Source organism: Veillonella sp. 3_1_44 (assembly GCF_000163715.1).
GTDB lineage: Bacteria > Bacillota > Negativicutes > Veillonellales > Veillonellaceae > Veillonella > Veillonella parvula_A.
The window spans coordinates 624,096-641,640 of record NZ_GG770200.1 but is presented as its reverse complement, the minus strand read 5'-3'; the positions used below and the strand labels follow the sequence as shown (position 1 = coordinate 641,640).

The 17,545-nt window shown below is 37.9% G+C and carries 15 protein-coding genes, 3 tRNA genes, 1 rRNA gene and 2 pseudogenes; 1 reads left to right on the top strand and 20 read right to left on the bottom strand.

Annotated features, from left to right (window positions below; genetic code table 11):
- From HMPREF0873_RS06640 to HMPREF0873_RS06560, 18 genes and pseudogenes are all read right to left on the bottom strand, one after another.
- A 16S ribosomal RNA gene (locus tag HMPREF0873_RS06640) occupies positions 1 to 91 on the bottom strand; the annotation flags it as partial.
- Between the two features lie 332 nt (positions 92 to 423).
- A tRNA-Lys gene (locus HMPREF0873_RS06635) sits at positions 424 to 499 on the bottom strand.
- A gap of 4 nt (positions 500 to 503) precedes the next feature.
- A tRNA-Gln gene (locus HMPREF0873_RS06630) sits at positions 504 to 578 on the bottom strand.
- Positions 579 to 602: 24 nt separating this feature from the next.
- Positions 603 to 678, bottom strand: a tRNA-His gene (locus HMPREF0873_RS06625).
- A 218-nt stretch (positions 679 to 896) separates the two neighbouring features.
- Entirely contained in the window at positions 897 to 1,736 is an 840-nt protein-coding gene (gene speE / locus HMPREF0873_RS06620; protein ID WP_008715076.1) for a polyamine aminopropyltransferase, read from the bottom strand.
- Positions 1,737 to 1,819: 83 nt separating this feature from the next.
- Positions 1,820 to 2,449, bottom strand: coding sequence for a hypothetical protein (locus HMPREF0873_RS06615; RefSeq protein ID WP_008715074.1), 630 nt, complete (start codon positions 2,447 to 2,449; stop codon positions 1,820 to 1,822).
- Positions 2,450 to 2,453: 4 nt separating this feature from the next.
- Positions 2,454 to 2,888, bottom strand: a complete 435-nt coding sequence (locus HMPREF0873_RS06610) for a peptidylprolyl isomerase (RefSeq protein WP_004695336.1) — start codon at positions 2,886 to 2,888, stop codon at positions 2,454 to 2,456.
- The gene (locus tag HMPREF0873_RS06605; protein WP_008715071.1) at positions 2,885 to 3,592 is read right to left on the bottom strand and encodes a ThiF family adenylyltransferase; all 708 of its coding nucleotides are present in this window, start codon (positions 3,590 to 3,592) and stop codon (positions 2,885 to 2,887) included. Before HMPREF0873_RS06605 ends, HMPREF0873_RS06610 begins: the two co-directional genes overlap by 4 nt.
- Positions 3,592 to 3,966 (bottom strand): VOC family protein, encoded by a 375-nt coding sequence (locus HMPREF0873_RS06600; protein ID WP_004695332.1) that lies wholly within the window; start codon positions 3,964 to 3,966, stop codon positions 3,592 to 3,594. The genes HMPREF0873_RS06605 and HMPREF0873_RS06600 overlap by 1 nt, the downstream gene beginning before the upstream one ends.
- 92 nt (positions 3,967 to 4,058) lie before the next feature.
- Positions 4,059 to 4,358, bottom strand: a pseudogene (locus tag HMPREF0873_RS10150) (SbcC/MukB-like Walker B domain-containing protein); the annotation flags it as partial.
- Between the two features lie 2,628 nt (positions 4,359 to 6,986).
- A pseudogene (locus HMPREF0873_RS10145) lies at positions 6,987 to 7,142 on the bottom strand (AAA family ATPase); the annotation flags it as partial.
- Positions 7,143 to 8,375 carry an exonuclease SbcCD subunit D gene (locus HMPREF0873_RS06590; RefSeq protein WP_008715066.1) on the bottom strand — a complete coding sequence of 411 codons (1,233 nt, stop codon included), beginning with the start codon at positions 8,373 to 8,375 and terminating at the stop codon, positions 7,143 to 7,145.
- Between the two features lie 216 nt (positions 8,376 to 8,591).
- Positions 8,592 to 9,428, bottom strand: coding sequence for a deoxyribonuclease IV (locus HMPREF0873_RS06585; protein WP_008715064.1), 837 nt, complete (start codon positions 9,426 to 9,428; stop codon positions 8,592 to 8,594).
- A 193-nt stretch (positions 9,429 to 9,621) separates the two neighbouring features.
- Entirely contained in the window at positions 9,622 to 10,041 is a 420-nt protein-coding gene (locus HMPREF0873_RS06580; RefSeq protein WP_004695325.1) for a Fur family transcriptional regulator, read from the bottom strand.
- Positions 10,042 to 10,211: 170 nt separating this feature from the next.
- Positions 10,212 to 11,759 (bottom strand): DEAD/DEAH box helicase, encoded by a 1,548-nt coding sequence (locus tag HMPREF0873_RS06575; protein WP_008715062.1) that lies wholly within the window; start codon positions 11,757 to 11,759, stop codon positions 10,212 to 10,214.
- A 97-nt stretch (positions 11,760 to 11,856) separates the two neighbouring features.
- Entirely contained in the window at positions 11,857 to 12,285 is a 429-nt protein-coding gene (locus HMPREF0873_RS06570; protein ID WP_008715060.1) for a hypothetical protein, read from the bottom strand.
- A 104-nt stretch (positions 12,286 to 12,389) separates the two neighbouring features.
- Positions 12,390 to 12,782, bottom strand: coding sequence for a hypothetical protein (locus tag HMPREF0873_RS06565; protein WP_008715059.1), 393 nt, complete (start codon positions 12,780 to 12,782; stop codon positions 12,390 to 12,392).
- 21 nt (positions 12,783 to 12,803) lie between these two features.
- Positions 12,804 to 13,754 (bottom strand): hypothetical protein, encoded by a 951-nt coding sequence (locus HMPREF0873_RS06560; protein WP_008715057.1) that lies wholly within the window; start codon positions 13,752 to 13,754, stop codon positions 12,804 to 12,806.
- 303 nt (positions 13,755 to 14,057) lie between these two features.
- Here HMPREF0873_RS06560 and HMPREF0873_RS06555 point away from each other — a divergent pair, with 303 nt between their 5' ends.
- The gene (locus HMPREF0873_RS06555) at positions 14,058 to 14,633 is read left to right on the top strand and encodes a hypothetical protein (RefSeq protein WP_008715054.1); all 576 of its coding nucleotides are present in this window, start codon (positions 14,058 to 14,060) and stop codon (positions 14,631 to 14,633) included.
- An 82-nt stretch (positions 14,634 to 14,715) separates the two neighbouring features.
- Here the strand turns inward: HMPREF0873_RS06555 and HMPREF0873_RS06550 are convergent, their stop codons facing one another.
- Entirely contained in the window at positions 14,716 to 15,783 is a 1,068-nt protein-coding gene (locus HMPREF0873_RS06550; protein WP_008715051.1) for a hypothetical protein, read from the bottom strand.
- A 171-nt stretch (positions 15,784 to 15,954) separates the two neighbouring features.
- Positions 15,955 to 17,439 (bottom strand): aldehyde dehydrogenase family protein, encoded by a 1,485-nt coding sequence (locus HMPREF0873_RS06545; protein ID WP_008715049.1) that lies wholly within the window; start codon positions 17,437 to 17,439, stop codon positions 15,955 to 15,957.
- Between the last annotated feature and the right edge of the window lie 106 nt (positions 17,440 to 17,545).

Here is a 17,545-nt window from a genome sequence, read left to right as displayed (position 1 = left end):
AGAAGCAAGCTTCCATCGCTCTTCGTTCGACTTGCATGTGTTAAGCACGCCGCCAGCGTTCGTCCTGAGCCAGGATCAAACTCTCCAAGATATCTTGAAGCTATTTGAATAGCTCATTATTTGTTGTCGTTACTTTTAAGTAACTTTGAATTATGGTTGGTTTTGACTATGTCAAAACCCGCACTCTGGCATATGTTCAATCATATGATTGATTACCTATCATTGTTCAGTTTTCAAAGATCTGTTACGTTAGTTCTGCGCCCTAACGACTTGTATAGTATATCAATCTAACCTTAAATCGTCAACCTCTTTTCCAAAGATTTTTTCAACCGATTTTTGATTAAATTTATACTCACAATCATAACCAAAATCTCTAAAAATAGAGATAGAAAACTCACAAACCGAAGTTTGTGAGTTTTAATTTGGTGACTCACCCGCGACTCGAACGCGGGACACCCTGATTAAAAGTCAGGTGCTCTGCCAACTGAGCTAGTGAGTCATGTTGGCAGGGGTGGCTGGGATCGAACCAGCGCATAACGGAGTCAAAGTCCGTTGCCTTACCACTTGGCGACACCCCTACAGTGATTACGATGTGTAGGTTATGGGGTGAGTAGTGGGGATCGAACCCACGCGTAACGGAGCCACAATCCGCCGTGTTAACCGCTTCACCATACCCACCACCTTGTAGGTATCGAAGACATTGTCTTCGTAACAAAGAGAATTATATCTTTTCTAGAGATTTGTGTCAACACCTTTTTCTCAATTTCATTAATTTTTACAAACGAAACTTTTAATTGTGTTATCTCTAATATAAGCCCTTTAATCCCCATATAAATAAGGAAGCACTATCGGAAACTTTCGTTTCACAAATGGTGCTTCCCCATTATACATATTATTTACTTAGTTGGCAAATAATTTTTTACAAAATTTGGCAATGCAAATGCAGCTTTTTGAATATCCGCATTATAATACTTAGTTTCAAAGTTTTGTTCACGGTTTGGAGTCCATGTTAGAGGATCAAATGTTTTGGAACCCAATGTAAAACAATGCATTCCTGCAGGATAGATTGGAATAAAAGCTGTATATAAGCGAGCAATTGGGAAATGGCTATTAACGTAACCAAAAACTTTTTCCACTAATGGTTTATGTAACATCGGAGATTCTGTTTGTTGTACAAACAAGCCATCAGCTTTCAAAGCTTTTAATGTATTCTTATAGAATTCTTCTGTAAATAAGCCTTCACCAGGACCGATTGGATCGGAACAATCCACGATAATTACATCATAGTAATCTTCTGCTTCTGCCATGAAACCAATACCATCACCAATTTTTACAGTCAATTTAGGGTGGTTTTCAATCATAGCTTTAGCAATAGTTGGTAGATATTGTTTTGCCAACTCTACAACCTTACCATCGATTTCAACCATTGTTACTTCTTTTACACAATCATGACGTACACATTCTCTAGCTACGCCACCATCACCACCACCGATAATCAAGACACGTTCAGGATTAGGATGTAAGAACAAAGGGATATGGCTCATCATTTCATGATAGATAAACTCTTCACGCTCAGATGTTTGAAAAACGCCATCTAAAGCGAGCATCATACCATACTCTTTTGATTTAAAAACTTCAATTTTTTGAAACTCAGATTCCCCAGAGTAAAGCACTTCTTCCGCTTCAGCGCTTAGACGTAAGTGAGGTGTTTGTTCCTCAGTAATCCATTGACTCATGTAGTACCTCCTACTATTTATACTACAATACGCATCGCAAATCACTGCGATGCGTATATATATTACTTTAATTACCCTGTTACTTACTCTTTGCGACTAATGTAACAGAATCCACCGCCTAAAATAGTGTCTTTCATCCAATTCGCCAAAGAAAAATCACGAATTTCACCTTCATCAAAGATGCCACAGCGGATATCATCACCGTCCATAAACATCTTGTGAATCGGAACCCAATGCCATGTATAAAGAGCCTTTTCTTTTCCTTTATGACGATTCAAAAATGCTACAGGCACATCTTGTTCCAAGGCATCATGAATAAATTGAGCTGCAGCCTCCACCTCTACGCGTGATGCACAGAAAGGAGATACATTTAGCATATGCACATCATAAGACAAACCTTCGTCCTCTAATAAACGAACAAGGCCTCGTTCCATCCATTGAGTTTTATAAACACCGCCACCAAAGCGTGGTTTTACATATTTCCAAACTAAGTTCATCCGTTCTAAAGCAAGCGTTTGGTCGGATGTGGTTTCTAGATCTAATAAGCCATCCCTAAATAGCGAATAGCCCAATACTTGTGATGCCGATGTAGGCCCACAACCAGACAAGCGTTGCCACTCATCAGTGAACCACTCTTGGTCATACCCATATGATGTTTTACCATTTACATCGATATATAGCCATTCTGGATGTTTAATAGATACTTCATTCATGAGATTAACCTTCGATTACTTCTACAGTTTCCATGATAGCACCTTGTTGGATACCATCAACTACATCCATACCTTCAATGACTTTACCAAATACGGTATGTACACCATCTAAATGAGGTTGTGGCTCATATACAATAAAGAACTGACTACCACCAGTATTAGGGCCACGGTGAGCCATAGATAAAGCACCGCGCTCATGTTTATGCGGATTGCCAACTAATTCATCTTTAATTGTATAACCAGGACCACCTGTACCGTTGCCATTAGGACAACCACCTTGTGCTACGAAACCAGGAATTACACGGTGAAAACGAAGACCATTGTAGAAGCCTTTGTTAATCAAGTCGATAAAGTTTTGTACTGTGCCAGGCGCTTCTTTTTCAAATAATTCAATTACGATATCGCCGCCGTCAGCCATATGGATTTTCGCTTTTTTCATTGTTCAGGTACCTCCAAAATTGTACGCAACACATGTGCTGCTAATATAAAACCTGCCACGGGTGGCACAAAACTACATGTCCCAGGACTTGTGGCATCACCACGGAACTGTGGTTTTTTCGGTTTTTCAGTAGAAAATAAAACTAATTGTTTTTTTATACCCCGTTTTTTGAGTTCCCGACGCATAACGCGTGCCAAAGGACATGTATGAGACTTATTGATATCTGCAATCATAAGTTTTTCTGGGTAAAAGCGATTACCTCCGCCCATACAAGAAATAACAGGGATGCTTTCACGTTGACAAACCTCAATGATATTAAGTTTCGCCGTTACCATATCGATGGCGTCGATAACATAATCAACGTTCAAGCTTTGAATAAATCCAGGATAGTTTTCCTCAGTATACATAATATCATGAGTTTCTATCACCACATCAGGATTGATAGCAAGAGCTCGTGTCTTTGCTACCTCTACCTTACGTTCCCCAATCGTATTATGAGTCGTAATCATTTGACGGTTCAAATTGCTAGGCGCTATAGAATCTCCATCGATAATAACAATGCGACCTACACCAGCTCTCACTAATGCCTCAAGGGCACCACCGCCTACGCCACCTACACCAAAGAGCGCGATAGACGTGTCTCTTAATGTTTGGATTTTATTGGGACCAACCAACCACTCTAAACGGGTTAACATATATTCCATTAATATTTCCCCGCCGGAATGATTTCTGTCCAATATCCATCTGGATCTGCTATGAAATAAATACCCATATCAGCATTCTCATAAGCAACAACACCCATTTCTTTATGCTTTTTAAGAGCCGCTTCATAGTCATCTACATAGAATGCCAAGTGGAATTCATTATCCCCTAAATTATAAGGACGATCCCAGTCACGCAACCATGTAAGTTCTAATTCATGTGCTGTATAAGGACTTTTTAAATACACGAGGGTAAAAGCACCGCTTGGATCTTCCAAACGACGAGACTCCTCGAGCAATAATGCCTCTTTATAGAATGCTAGACTTTTATCAAGGTCTTTAACATTTATATTATTATGAGCAAACGAAAACTTCATAGAACCCCCTTCGTAAATACAGGATGTTTTTGTAGGAATTCTCCTCTTTTTATAGTAACACATTTGGCAAATCTATATCTAGTTTATGATATCTAGTTAATAACAAATTTTGCCGTACTACCGTCGTCACCTCGAGTCACGTCTAAATGAGCAGGTATACGAGACTTTAACTCAGGTACATGAGAAATGATGCCGATGAGACGTCCTGACGATTGCAACTGTAACAATGTTTCCATGGCGAGTTCCAATGTATCTGGATCGAGTGTACCAAAACCTTCATCAATAAACATCGTATCCATATGGATGCCACCAGCATAACTTTGGATAACATCCGCTAATCCCAAGGCAAGCGCCATAGAGGCCAAGAATGTTTCACCACCAGATAAGGTATTTGCTGGCCTAGATTGGCCTGTAAAAGCATCCATAACCGCCAAGTCGAGGCCTTGCTTGCCACGACCACCACCTGTATAGTCGGATCTTTCCAAGGAATATCTGTTGCGACTCATCTTCTGAAGTCGTAAATTAGCAGCATATACAACCTCATCTAAAATAGCCCCCAGTACATAGCGTTCAAAGGTAACATTTTTAAAGCCTTGCTCCCCACCATTAGCGAGATCATTTAATCGGCTTAAGAACTTCACCTTTTCACGAGCCTCACCCATAGCAGCTTCAAGTTCTTCTAATGAGTTGAGCGTAGTTTCAATATGCTTTGTTTCTTTATCCCATGCCGCTAAATTACCTACTAGTGTATCCCGATGCTCTACTGCTGTAGCATAGATTTCATCAGAAACAGTATCACTTGGTTTAACCACAGTTTCTGCTACCTTTAACGCCGCATCATATACAGCTTGTGCTTTATTAAAGGCTTCATCCAAAGCATGCAGCTGTATTCTATAGTTCTCTATCTCTTTAATATCACGTAAAGACTCTACAAAATCATCCTCTCCTAAAGAAATGGCTTGTAATGACTTTGTATAGTTCTTATACCGCAAATTAAGATTTTTTGTTTCTTCTTTTACTTGAGAGGACAAAGTTTCTAAGCGTCCACGTTTAGCATTCAACTGTTCTCGAGCAGTATCTAAATTAGTTTTGCTAACTTTCACCTGCTCATCGTAGAGTGTAATATCACTATCCAATGACTCTAACTGTTTTTGCCATGCATCTATATCCGTGATTGGTAAGGTTTTAGATAGAGCATCAATATTAGCTTGTACTGAGCTAATGCGAATCTCCAAGTCGTGTAGATTTTTAAGTAATTCATTATGGGCAAGCTCTAAAGTTGCCAACTTATCTCTAGCTACTTTTAACTTGTGCTCATTGTCAGCTATAGTGTTACTTAACAATTCAGACTTATCACGTAAAACTATGAGTTGATCCATTTTAGCTAATAAATCTTGTTGAACAGATATAGCGCTCTCCTCAGAAAAAGCGTCCATAGATAACTTTAGCGTAGAAACTTGCGCGGCTACTTGCTTAGTTAACTCATCAAGACGAGTAACTAAGGTTTTCTGTTGTCCCACTTCGCTAGCTTGCTTTTGCAGTGCCACGTCACGGGTTTTGCGAGCCTCTTCAATTTCATCCTTAGTCGGATACATCTCCGGCTTAGCAGCTAACCGTGGATGATCTGTAGAGCCACAAACCGGACAAGGCTCATTATCTACAACTAAATGAACTAGCTCAAAGGCACGTCCTTCTTGCATTAGATGCTCTAATCGTTCAAGATGTACCTTTGCAACCTGCAAGGTTTCATCTAAAGACGCTAACGTTTGACCTTTATCATCGATTTTTTTTTGTACCTTACTAATTTCTTCTAGTAATTCAAAATATCTATGTAAATCATTTAGTTGCCCTTGAATAACAGTAGTATCCTCTAAGAATTTGTTATTATCTTGTAACTGTTTACGCAAACCTTCTAAATCAGCTTCTAAACTTTTTACAAGCTTCCGTTGTTTAGCTAAGGCATCTTCGCTTTTTTTACTATCTAATTCTTCTAAATTACTCTGTAATGTGAACAATTCCTTTTTCAATACATCTAATTCATTAAACTTCTCTGCTTGTTGTTGAAATTGAGCCAAAGCAGTTCTTTTAGCTTGTATACTTTCAGCTTGACCTTCTAAATCACTGTAAACGTCTAAACATTTAGCCTCATGTTGAGTTGCTAGTTCCACATGTTTTTTCGCATCTGAAAGGGCCTGTTCTAAAGTTTTTAATATAGCTTGTTTCTCAATATATTGTTTATATAATTCATGAGTTGGTGCCAAAGAGTTAAGGAACTGAACCTTTTCGCTTAGATTTACACGCTCAGTTTCCCTTGCTTTCACCATGTCAAGTTTCGAAGTAGCCTCAGCAAGAGATTGTTGAGCCTGATTATATAAAGACCATTGATTTCGGAGCACATTAAACTGTTCTACCACGGTTACTGCCTCATCTCGTTCTACAGCGAGAGCATCTCGATGTGGGCCCCGATTTGCTAGTAACTCACGCACATGCTCAATGGTTACCATTGGAGTCGCTCCATCATGAGGGATGGACTGCATAAATGCAGTTTGCTTAGTTAGATTTTCTTCAATACCTGCCTTTGCTTCATCATAAGCAGCCTTTAGTGCTTCTTGTAATTTTCGATATAGCTCCGTTCTAAAAAGTGTATGCAGTAATTCCTCACGTTCACTCGTAGAGGCCACTAGCAACTTTCGGAATTCCCCTTGAGGTAATAGCACAACTTGTAAGAACTGATCCTTACGAAATCCTATAATTTGCTGAATAGTATCGCGAATGGCGGCAGCCGAGGTAGCAATGACCTTCCACTCACCATCTTTCTTCTCATATACAGTAGCACTAGCATTCTGCTCACGCATCCCTGTACCACGTTTCTTTGCTACCATCTGTTTCGGTAACCGTTCAACACGATATTGTGCATTGCCAATAGCAAAGGAGAAATCGACACGAGTCATACGATGAGGTTCTGCAAAGTCACTGCGAATAGCATCTGTTTTGCGTACTTCTCCACTCGGCTCACCATATAAGGCATACACCATGGCATCTAAGATTGATGTTTTCCCTGCCCCCGTAGGACCAGCAATGAGAAACATGGAATGGTCTTGAAGCTCATTAAAATCTAAAGTGACCGAATCACGATACGGACCAAAGGCTTCTATAGTTAATGATATAGGCTTCATTTAGTCCTCCTTAAGAATTCGGTCCCATACAGAGTTGATATATTGCTGTTCTTTCTCTGTTAAAGGTTCCTTCCACACAGTTTCTGCAAACTGATTAAATAGATCCCGTTCATTTAATTCTTTGAAAATTGCCTCACCCATATCTGCTATAGGCCCTGCCACGCGACCAACTAGATCAATGGTCATACAACGATGATATACCTGGCGCAGTTTAGCCATTCCATCCATAATCGGCATCGTATCAAGTAAACGGGCTTGTACATAATCATCCCTATGTTTAGCCTGCAATGCTTTATCATTTAACAGGTCTTCAAAATATCCTTCCAAAATGACTACGTCTCGCTTCGCCTCTACAGGAATCGTGTTAATATCTACGTTCCCCTTTGTATCCATATCAATGATGGTGAAAGACTTCTTCTGCATATGTTCATCAAAGGAATATTTTAATGGAGATCCACTATAGCGAATATGATCAGCTCCCATTCGCTGAGGCCCATGCAAATGTCCCAAAGCAGTATAGTGAAAGTCTTTAAAGACTTGAGGATTTACCTGTTCACTACCACCTACAGACAAGGTACGCTCTGAGCCCCCTACTTCACCTCCCATAACAAAGGCATGGCTAATGGCGATACTGCACATCCCCTTAGGTACTTGTTTATACAAGTGGTCGCTCCAAGCCTGATACATTTGGTCATAATTATGCAGGTTCAAAACGCTTTCACAATTTTGTTCATAACACGGTGTTACTATGTCAGCAATTTCAGTATCGGTAGTTTCTGTATTAGTAGACTCTACATCAGCAAATAAAGCCTCTCCTATGCGCCGGGGTTCACTAAAAGGCATAGGACAAATTGCCACCTTGCCATCTGTCCCTTCAAATTCAAAAGGCATCAACGCGTGATGAGGAGAGCCCCAAATATGGATACCCGATTGGCCCAACATAGAGCGCCCCATTTCAAGACGTTCCGCCCCATCGTGATTACCGCTCACCACAAAGAGAGGCACCTTGCAGTCCATAGCGAGACGAGTGATGATGGAGTCCCACAATTCGATAGCTTCAATGGGTGGCACCGCTCTATCAAAAATATCCCCTGCGAGCAATATACCATCGATGTTTTCATCTTTCAAAATATTAAAAAACTGATGTTCCAACACATGAGCTTGGTCCTCTGTTAAGTACTGGCCATAAAAAATACGCCCTAAATGCCAATCAGCAGTATGTAAAAAACGCATTTTGTCCCCCTTTCCAGCTCTCCCTATACCTTACACAATGTATGTATTCAAAGGCCAAAACAAGCTATTAGTCCCATAAGTTTATGGAAATTCAATAATTTTATATAACTTTAATAGCCTTAACAGTTTTAATAACTTTATGTATTTGCAATAACTAGTATAGTATCAGGTATTCTACATATTTATTATATAACTAAATTAACTTCTGTATTTTAATTATTTATTCTCTACGATAGAGCGTAGCATAGAAATTTCCTTTGCGTACCCGTCCAATTCATTTGGTGTTTCCAAATAGAATGGCAAGTTCGTCAATTTAGGATGTGTTACAACGCGAACAATAGCATCGATACCAATATGTCCTTCCCCAATTTTTTCATGACGATCTTTATGAGCACCCATAGGATTTTTAGAGTCATTCAAATGAATGGCTTTCAAACGATCAAGACCTACAATTCGATCGAACTCGTCAATAACGCCATCGAGATTATGTACGATATCATAACCCCCTTCGTGAATATGGCAAGTATCAACACACACACCCATGTACTCTTTTAGTTTTACGCCATCGATGATGCGTGCAATTTCTTCAAAACGAGAGCCAATTTCTGTACCCTTACCAGCCATTACTTCCAAGAGGACTGTTGTCTTCATACCTGGGAATAAGATTTCATTCAAGCACTCTACAATGTACTCAATACCTTGATCTACGCCTTGCTTCACATGGCTACCAGGGTGAAAGTTATACATTTGACCTGGTAAATATTCCATACGCTCTAAATCTTCCATCATAGATTGCTTCGCAAAAGCGCGTAAATCCTCTTTGGCGGCACATGGGTTATAAGTATACGGTGCATGGGCCAACAAGGTACCAAAGTTGTGTTCTTTCATATATATACTAAGGTTATTCATATCCTCAACATCGAGAGCTCGCATGCTACCACCGCGAGGGTTGCGCGTAAAGTATTGGAACGTATTGCCCCCAATTTTAGTCGCTTCCTTGCCCATATGTAAATAACCTTTGCTAATTGATAAGTGACTGCCTATTACAAACATAATACTCCTCTATATATGACTATACGATTTCTACAATTTTATAATTATAAAACGCCTAACTCTAATATCTATTGTATTATGCTTATAGCTATTTTTGTTACTATAGCTATTCTATAACACTAATAGATAAAGATATATGATAACTAATATAACCCCTGCCGTGAAGGAGCCCTTCAACAACAGGGGTTATCTATTAATGACTTTCTTTTTTTGCACACTCAGGGCAAACACCTTCGAAGGTAATATGTTGACCTGTGATTTGATATTCACTACCTTGATCAGCAATCGTTTTGATAGCTTTCAAATCAATGCCCATCATGTCCTCTACCTTATTACAACGAATGCAACGGATATGGGAATGAGCTTGTGTGTCCCAATCGTAATGAGCGCGCTCATCACCAACTTCTAGAATTTTAACAAGACCGATTTTTTCAAAAATCTCCATCGTCTTATACACTGTAGCCAAGCTCATGCTTGGATGTTCTGGGCGCAACGTATGATACAACATCTCTGCTGTTGGATGATCATGATGACCACGCAAAGCATCATAAATCGCAATACGTTGTGGAGTTACTTTAAACCCCTGGCTACGCAAAATTTGTGCGATATCCATAATAATCTACCTTTCTCCACTTGGAAATCTATAAGGCATAGGCCATTATCGACCGTTTACAAGAAATAATTATTATTTATTATACCAAAATTCTCAATACTTATCAAGATAAATAGTATTAACTATTAAGTAATAAAAAATGTGGATTGACAGAAGCAACCCACATCCTATTAGTCTTTAAAGTAAGGTTTAAAACCTTCACTTTGATGGCGAGTTTTTTTCTCGCCACGCGGACGATCAAATTTACGATCATCTCTGCGGCGGTCACCTTTACGGTCATTGCGACGATCACTTCTACGATCATCGCGACTGCGACGTGGGCGGTCATCTCGACGACGATCACCATCACGACGGCGACGATCACTTCGACCACTTTCACGACGACGGCGTACGCGCAATGGTTTTTCTTCTGTAATATTTACAGGAGTAGTATCTGGTTCTTTTGTTAACAATTTAAGAGCTGCCGCCAAAAGTGTTACGGAATCTGTATCATTCAACAATTCCTCAGCACTAGATTTGAAAGGCGCCAATGCTTCTAAATTATCTGTCATTTCAACGAGGCTTTCAATTGCCAAACGTTGTTGACCTTCAAGAACTTCACCTAAGGAAGGTGCACGACGACGTGCAATTTTACGTTTTGTTAAACGCTCGATAGCATGTAAATGCTCCATTTCACGAGGGATAACGAACGTGAAAGCTTGACCTGCTTTACCGGCACGACCTGTACGACCTACGCGGTGTGTGTAGCTTTCAGGATCTTGAGGCATATCATAATTATATACATGAGATACGCCAGAAATATCAAGACCACGAGCTGCCACATCTGTAGCCACGAGAATATCAATGGTACCTTCGCGGAATTGGCGAATTACGCTGTCCCGTTTTTGTTGAGACAAATCGCCATGGATGCCTTCCGCCATGTAACCACGTTTCTTAAGACCTTCTGTCACTTCATCAACACGACGTTTCGTACGCGTGAAAATAATAGCAAGTTCAGGTGTTTGGATATCAAACAAACGACAAAGAACATCGAATTTTTGACGGTCTTGCACTTCGATATAGTATTGTTCGATCAAGTCCATCGTAACTTGAGTCGGTTTCATGCGAATCAATGTTGGCTCTGTCAAATATGTTTCAGCTAATTGTTGGATAGCTTTAGGCATCGTAGCAGAGAACAACAATGTTTGATGGTCTTCTGGGATAGCACCCAAGATTTTATTGATATCATCAACAAAGCCCATATTTAACATTTCGTCGGCTTCGTCCAATACCACAACTTTCACATGGTCAAATTTAATAGAACCACGATCCATATGATCCATCAATCGGCCAGGAGTGGCAACGATGATTTGAGGGTTCTTTTTCAAGGCACGGAACTGACGATTAATATCTTGACCACCGTAGATTGGTAGTGCTGTGATATTCGTGTACTGAGCCATTTTGTTAAGCTCTTCAGCTACTTGAATAGCTAATTCTCGTGTAGGGGATAAAATAACTACTTGAACGTGACGCTCATTCCCGTCTACGCGTTCCAATACAGGCAAGCCAAATGCTGCTGTCTTACCAGTACCTGTTTGAGCTTGACCGATCATGTCCTTACCGCTCATGGCAACTGGGATAGCTTCCTGTTGAATTGGCGTAGGCTCTTCAAAGCCCATATCGTTTAACGCTCTTAGAACAGGTTCGCTAATCATTAATTGTTCAAATTTTTCTAACATCTAAATGTGTTTCCTCCTATCGCGCACGAACTATGCGCATTTAAGTAGTATATCATATTTCGAGGGCGAGCGCTATAAAAGTAATTCTGAATCTAAGCTAAATAGGATTTCTTTTCCCCTTAAAATGTTCAATCAACACAATTCCACCTGATACACATAACAAAACAAGATATGACAAATAAATAGGCATATACAAGCATTCAACAAGAACAACCCATATAATTAATAATAATTTAGAAATCCATTTTGTTGTTATTCTATCCGCTATCATAAATATAGATAAATTGATAATTACTTTAATAATTATCGCAGAGATAATAACTACTGACGTAAATTCTTCTCTATAAGCTGTCAGTTCATATAAGGGATATAATAAATAACTTAATAAAACGCTAAGTATTATTAAAAACCAAATATTGAGTCCCTTTAAAAGTTTAGATTTACTATAGTAAAATACGCCAACCAAAAGAAAAAGCAAAACACTAAGCAATATTCCTATAATTAATAGATAATCTAATTGAATCATGAATTATACTGTCCTTTAATCATTTTTTATTTCTAAAAATCATTCCATAAGTGCCCATACAAAACAATACTATATTGATAAAATCTGAATTGATATATTTACTACTAAAAGAACATATTCTTTAATGCATAACCTAAACCAGCAATACCAAATAATATAGAAAAAATAGCAAAAAGACCACGTTTATAATACAAACTATTCCGCTTTTGATAAAAACCTGTGCATATAATAAAAAGTACGTAAACTCCCCAAACAACACCATATTGGGCAATAAATAAATAATCTTTATCAATTAAAAATTTACAATTTAATAGGACTACACTTACAATTGCAATTATTGTTAAATACTTGGTTAAATTACCAAAAGCTCTATGCTTTTTAATATATTCATATTCTTCATCAATGACACGTTTACTAAGCTCAAGTTTATATAACCCTATAGATAATGACATAGATATAAAAATCCAAAAATATCCTAATATTTCAAATTTGTTCATTTTACACCATCCACTATATGGTTACTTACTCAAATACTGCTGCAGGGTTTGATTTTCTAATGGCCCTAATTGTAAAGCCTTTCGATTTTTAATCGCATCAATGGTTAATGCTTCAAAGGTAATTTTATCAAAATCAGAAAACTCGTTAAAGGAATTAAACACGATGAATCGTTGATTTAGTAAATTAGTTAATACCTCTATGTCTTTCGTTCTTACTTTATTTAACTCATTTCGTGCATAAGATTCATATCGCTCATCACCTGCATTATTCTTGCTAAACCGACCTATATCAAGATTATCAGAATAATAGCTATATATAGCCTTCTGATAGAAATCAATTTTAGTCAATTTCCCGAATTCAAAATTATAATAAGCATTATTTCTTAAAATATGCTCACTACCATACTCACCAATAATAGTCCCTGTAGAAAGATCTACTATATCATTATGCTTAATCTGATTTTCCTTTCTATACGATACATAGAAAGGTAGTTTTATAGGATGTCCAGCGTGTAAACTTATATATCGTTGTTTACTATCAAAAAAGATTTCATGCCATATATCTCTATCACTTTCATCAAGACTAGAAATATTAGGGTATAACTCATCAAGACTCACATTAAATTGCGTTTCTTTAGCATCTATCCGAGGAATGAAAGTGTTATATTTATTTATATCTTTATTCCAAGCATCTAGCAAACTTACATTTTCATCAAAAATACCAATACCGTCTAAAGTTATGTAATAGAGTTTATTATTCACCTCATGAACAGCAACTACATTATCAGCAATCTTACGATTTTCATTGCCATAGTATAATCCGCTCTCTTGAAGCTCACTTAAATAGATCAAACTATTTTTAAAGTCGCCACCTACCAAGAAATATATCAATACTCCCCATATGAGGATATAAAGCACTACTATTATGGCAACAATATATCCAATCCATTTAATTACTCTCTTCAAATTCATAATAGTCCTCTATAAATAACACGATTTTATATGGCTACAATTATAACATACCCTATACTTTTATATATAATAGACTATTGTTAAGTACAAAAAAGCGCCTCTTTCGGGCTGCTTCTTTATTATGATTTATTGAGAATTGTGTGGTATTAATCAGCTATATAAGTAAACATTTAATTTAGATATAATATAATTAAAATAGTGTACTCCAAAATGTACTCCAAAATTCTGCCAATAAATTAAACAATGTCTGTTAAGCAATTACGATTTACTAAACTTCCTAAAGTAGTATAAAAGGAATATACCATGAAACCTTTTACCCTAAAACGATTTATATTATTGCCACTGATTATACTATCCCTCATACTAACAACGGGTTGTCATCTTCTCTCACATTATAGTGAAGATGAGGTACAACAATATATAAATGAGGATTATCCTAATCTAACATATCACTTAGAGTCTCATAGGAACAATAGGTGGCAAGTCACCTTTGACAAATATCCACAAATGCCCATTGAAATATCTGAAGTCATGCACACCTCTGCACCTGTTGTACCACAAGTTGATCGAGTACTGATAACCAACATTCCGCTGATAACTGCATTCCCATTAATGAAAAACTATCTAACAGCAGAGGAGCTATCCTATGCCACATATGATACATCTTCTTTGTATATTGAAATGCCTATCCCCTATTCGGCTATACAAAACCAAGATGTAATAAACTTTTACAATCGCATGGATCAATTCTGCAAAGAATATGCTGCAACATATCCAGATTTCAAAGAAAAAATATATATTAGAGTCATCATAAAACCATCTGATGGATCTGATGCACCGCAAGAATATAGAAGAATATTCCGCTTATCCCAATATTAATAAAAGAGGTACCATCTAGGGTACCTCTTTTACGTATGAGACGACGTTATCATTTGAAATGTTAGAATTATTATATGTAACATCATTTCATATTGTCATTAATTCTTATAACTCGTCTAAAGAAATCATATCCGCCATTTATATTATTGCCAATTACCATTTCACTATCTTGAAAGTATGGTGAAACAGGTAAATAGCCCCAAATAACGCCTAAGCCTCCACATATATTGCGGCCACCGTCTCCACCTTTATAGGAAAATTCACCTTCATCATAGACGATTTCTCTACAATACGGATCATCACCTATAATCAAGCCAAAAAAGTTTTCCTTTTCTAATGTATACTCTCCATCATTATCCATCCATTCCATATGTTTTAAGTTCATAGAAAAATCTATATTGTTCCCCCATGGAAAAATGGTCCTACACCCCTTGCCAGCTAAATACTCCCACTCTCTTCGCGTCGGTAAAGAGTACCCATGATTTTTTATGTTCTGTAACAATTTCTTAAATGTAGTTTCTTCATAAAGTTTACCATACCAATGGTTATCGTCTGTTTGATATAAACAAATGGTATTATGAATCATTATTTCAGAAAGCCCCTTGCTTTCGGCTTTTTCTATCATCTGTTGCCACTCTTTATTTTGCCTGAGTTCCTCATCTGAAATAGGTATCCAACAAGTTTCACTATACTCTTTTTGTACCAATAATGGATGGATAACAAACTCATCTTCTTGAGTAAAATTATGTTTAAAATACGTTTCTATGTTGGATAGTACCTCTTCATCTTCTAGTGTTTCGCAAATCTTAGTTTGAACATCGTCTTCACTAAAGATTTCCTCTTCATATCCTTCGACAAATGGATAGGCAAGCTCCGCTAAATTTTCATCATTAAAAATATCCTGCAATGGTTTATTTTTAAAATCAAACCCTAACGTAACAGTATCGCCAGGAACAAATACAAAGTCTATACCATCATGTGAACGATATACTGCCGTATATGTGGATTGTCTAAATGCAGCAAAGTGTTTAAAGGATATTAATTCTAGATTATATATTTCGCCAATCTGATATAACAATTCCTCCTTATCACTAATAGATAACAGATCATATTGGGGATTATATAATTTTTTGATGGGAATAGACCTCATTATTTCACCTATCCTTATTTTTACACATATACGTACACAACAATTATCCGAATCCTCTTTATCGTAAAAGTGTATTTTATCTATAATAATATTATAATGAATAACACAAAAGGCACCAATAATTAAATTGGTGCCTTTTTTATGTAATTATAGGTAGAGTCTATTCAATTATTAATCTAAATCGTAGAAACCAGATGGTTTATCGCTCAAGTTTACGATGATGTTTTTCATTTGAGTGTAGTGCTCAAGGATAACTTTGTGAGTTTCACGTCCGATACCGGATTGTTTGTAACCGCCAAATGGAGCGCCTGCAGGGATAGAGTTATATGTATTTACCCACATACGACCTGTTTCGATACCGCGAGCTACGCGGATAGCACGGTTGATGTTTTGCGTGAATACGCCACCGCCAAGACCGTATAGGCTGTCATTAGCTTGTTCAATCACTTCTTCTTCGCTGTGGAATTTGATGACAACGGCTACAGGACCGAAGATTTCTTCGCGAGCTACGCGCATATCATTTGTAGCATCTGCAATAAGTGTAGGTCTTACGAAGCACCCTTTACCAAGTTCACCATCAGTAACACGTACACCACCGGCTACAATGCGAGCACCTTCTTCTTTTGCAAGGTCTACATAGCTAAGTACTTTGTTCACTTGATCTTCGTAAATTAAGGAACCAAGTTGTGTAGATTCTTCCCAAGGCAAACCGACTTTTACCTTATCGAATAGTGCGGCAAGTTCAGCTACGAATTTATCGTAAATTGTATCTTGTACGAAGATACGGGATCCTGCGCAGCATACTTGACCTTGGTTGAAGAGGATACCAAGCATTGCCCCATCAAGAGCCTGTTTCCAGTTCGCATCGTCAAAGAAGATATTCGCAGATTTACCACCTAATTCCAATGTGGCAGGAATCAAGCGTTCAGATGCTGCTTTATATACATCTAGACCTACCTCTGTAGAGCCTGTGAAAGCAAGTTTACTGAAACCTGGATGATCGAGGATATATTGACCGGATTTAGAACCTTTACCAGTTACGATGTTTACAACACCTGGCGGCAAGATTTCTTTCAAAATATCGCCAAGTTCTAATAAGCTAAGAGACGTGTGGCTAGAAGGTTTGATAACAACTGTACATCCTGCTGCAAGAGCTGGAGCCAATTTCCAAGCGGCCATTAGGAATGGGAAGTTCCAAGGTACAACTTGACCTACAACGCCAATCGGTTCGCGAACGATGAGGCTCAATGTATTTTCGTCAAATACTTGTGCAGAGCCTTCTTCGGAACGAAGCACGCCTGCAAAATAACGGAAATGGTCAGCCCCAAGTGGAATATCCACATTCAATGTTTCGCGGATAGGTTTACCATTGTCGTATGTTTCAACTTGCGCCAAATGTTCTTTATGCGCATCGATAGCATCCGCAATTTTTAACAAATAATCGGCACGTTCTACTTGAGATACTTTTTTCCATGTTTTGAAAGCTTCTGTTGCAGCCTCTACAGCTTTATCAACATCATCATTCGTCGCCTCTGCACAGATAGCGAGTTGTTCGCCATTAGCAGGGTTATATACATTAAATTCAGCACCGTCAGATGCCTTTACCCATTCATTATTAATTAAAAGTCCATATCTTTCTTTAAGGTTCAAGCTCATTGCATTACCTCCTCTTTAGGAATATGATTTAGGAATTCCCCCTCTTTGATTTCATCATACTCCTCATATCTAAAATTTTCAATCAGATATATTATTTTCGATATAT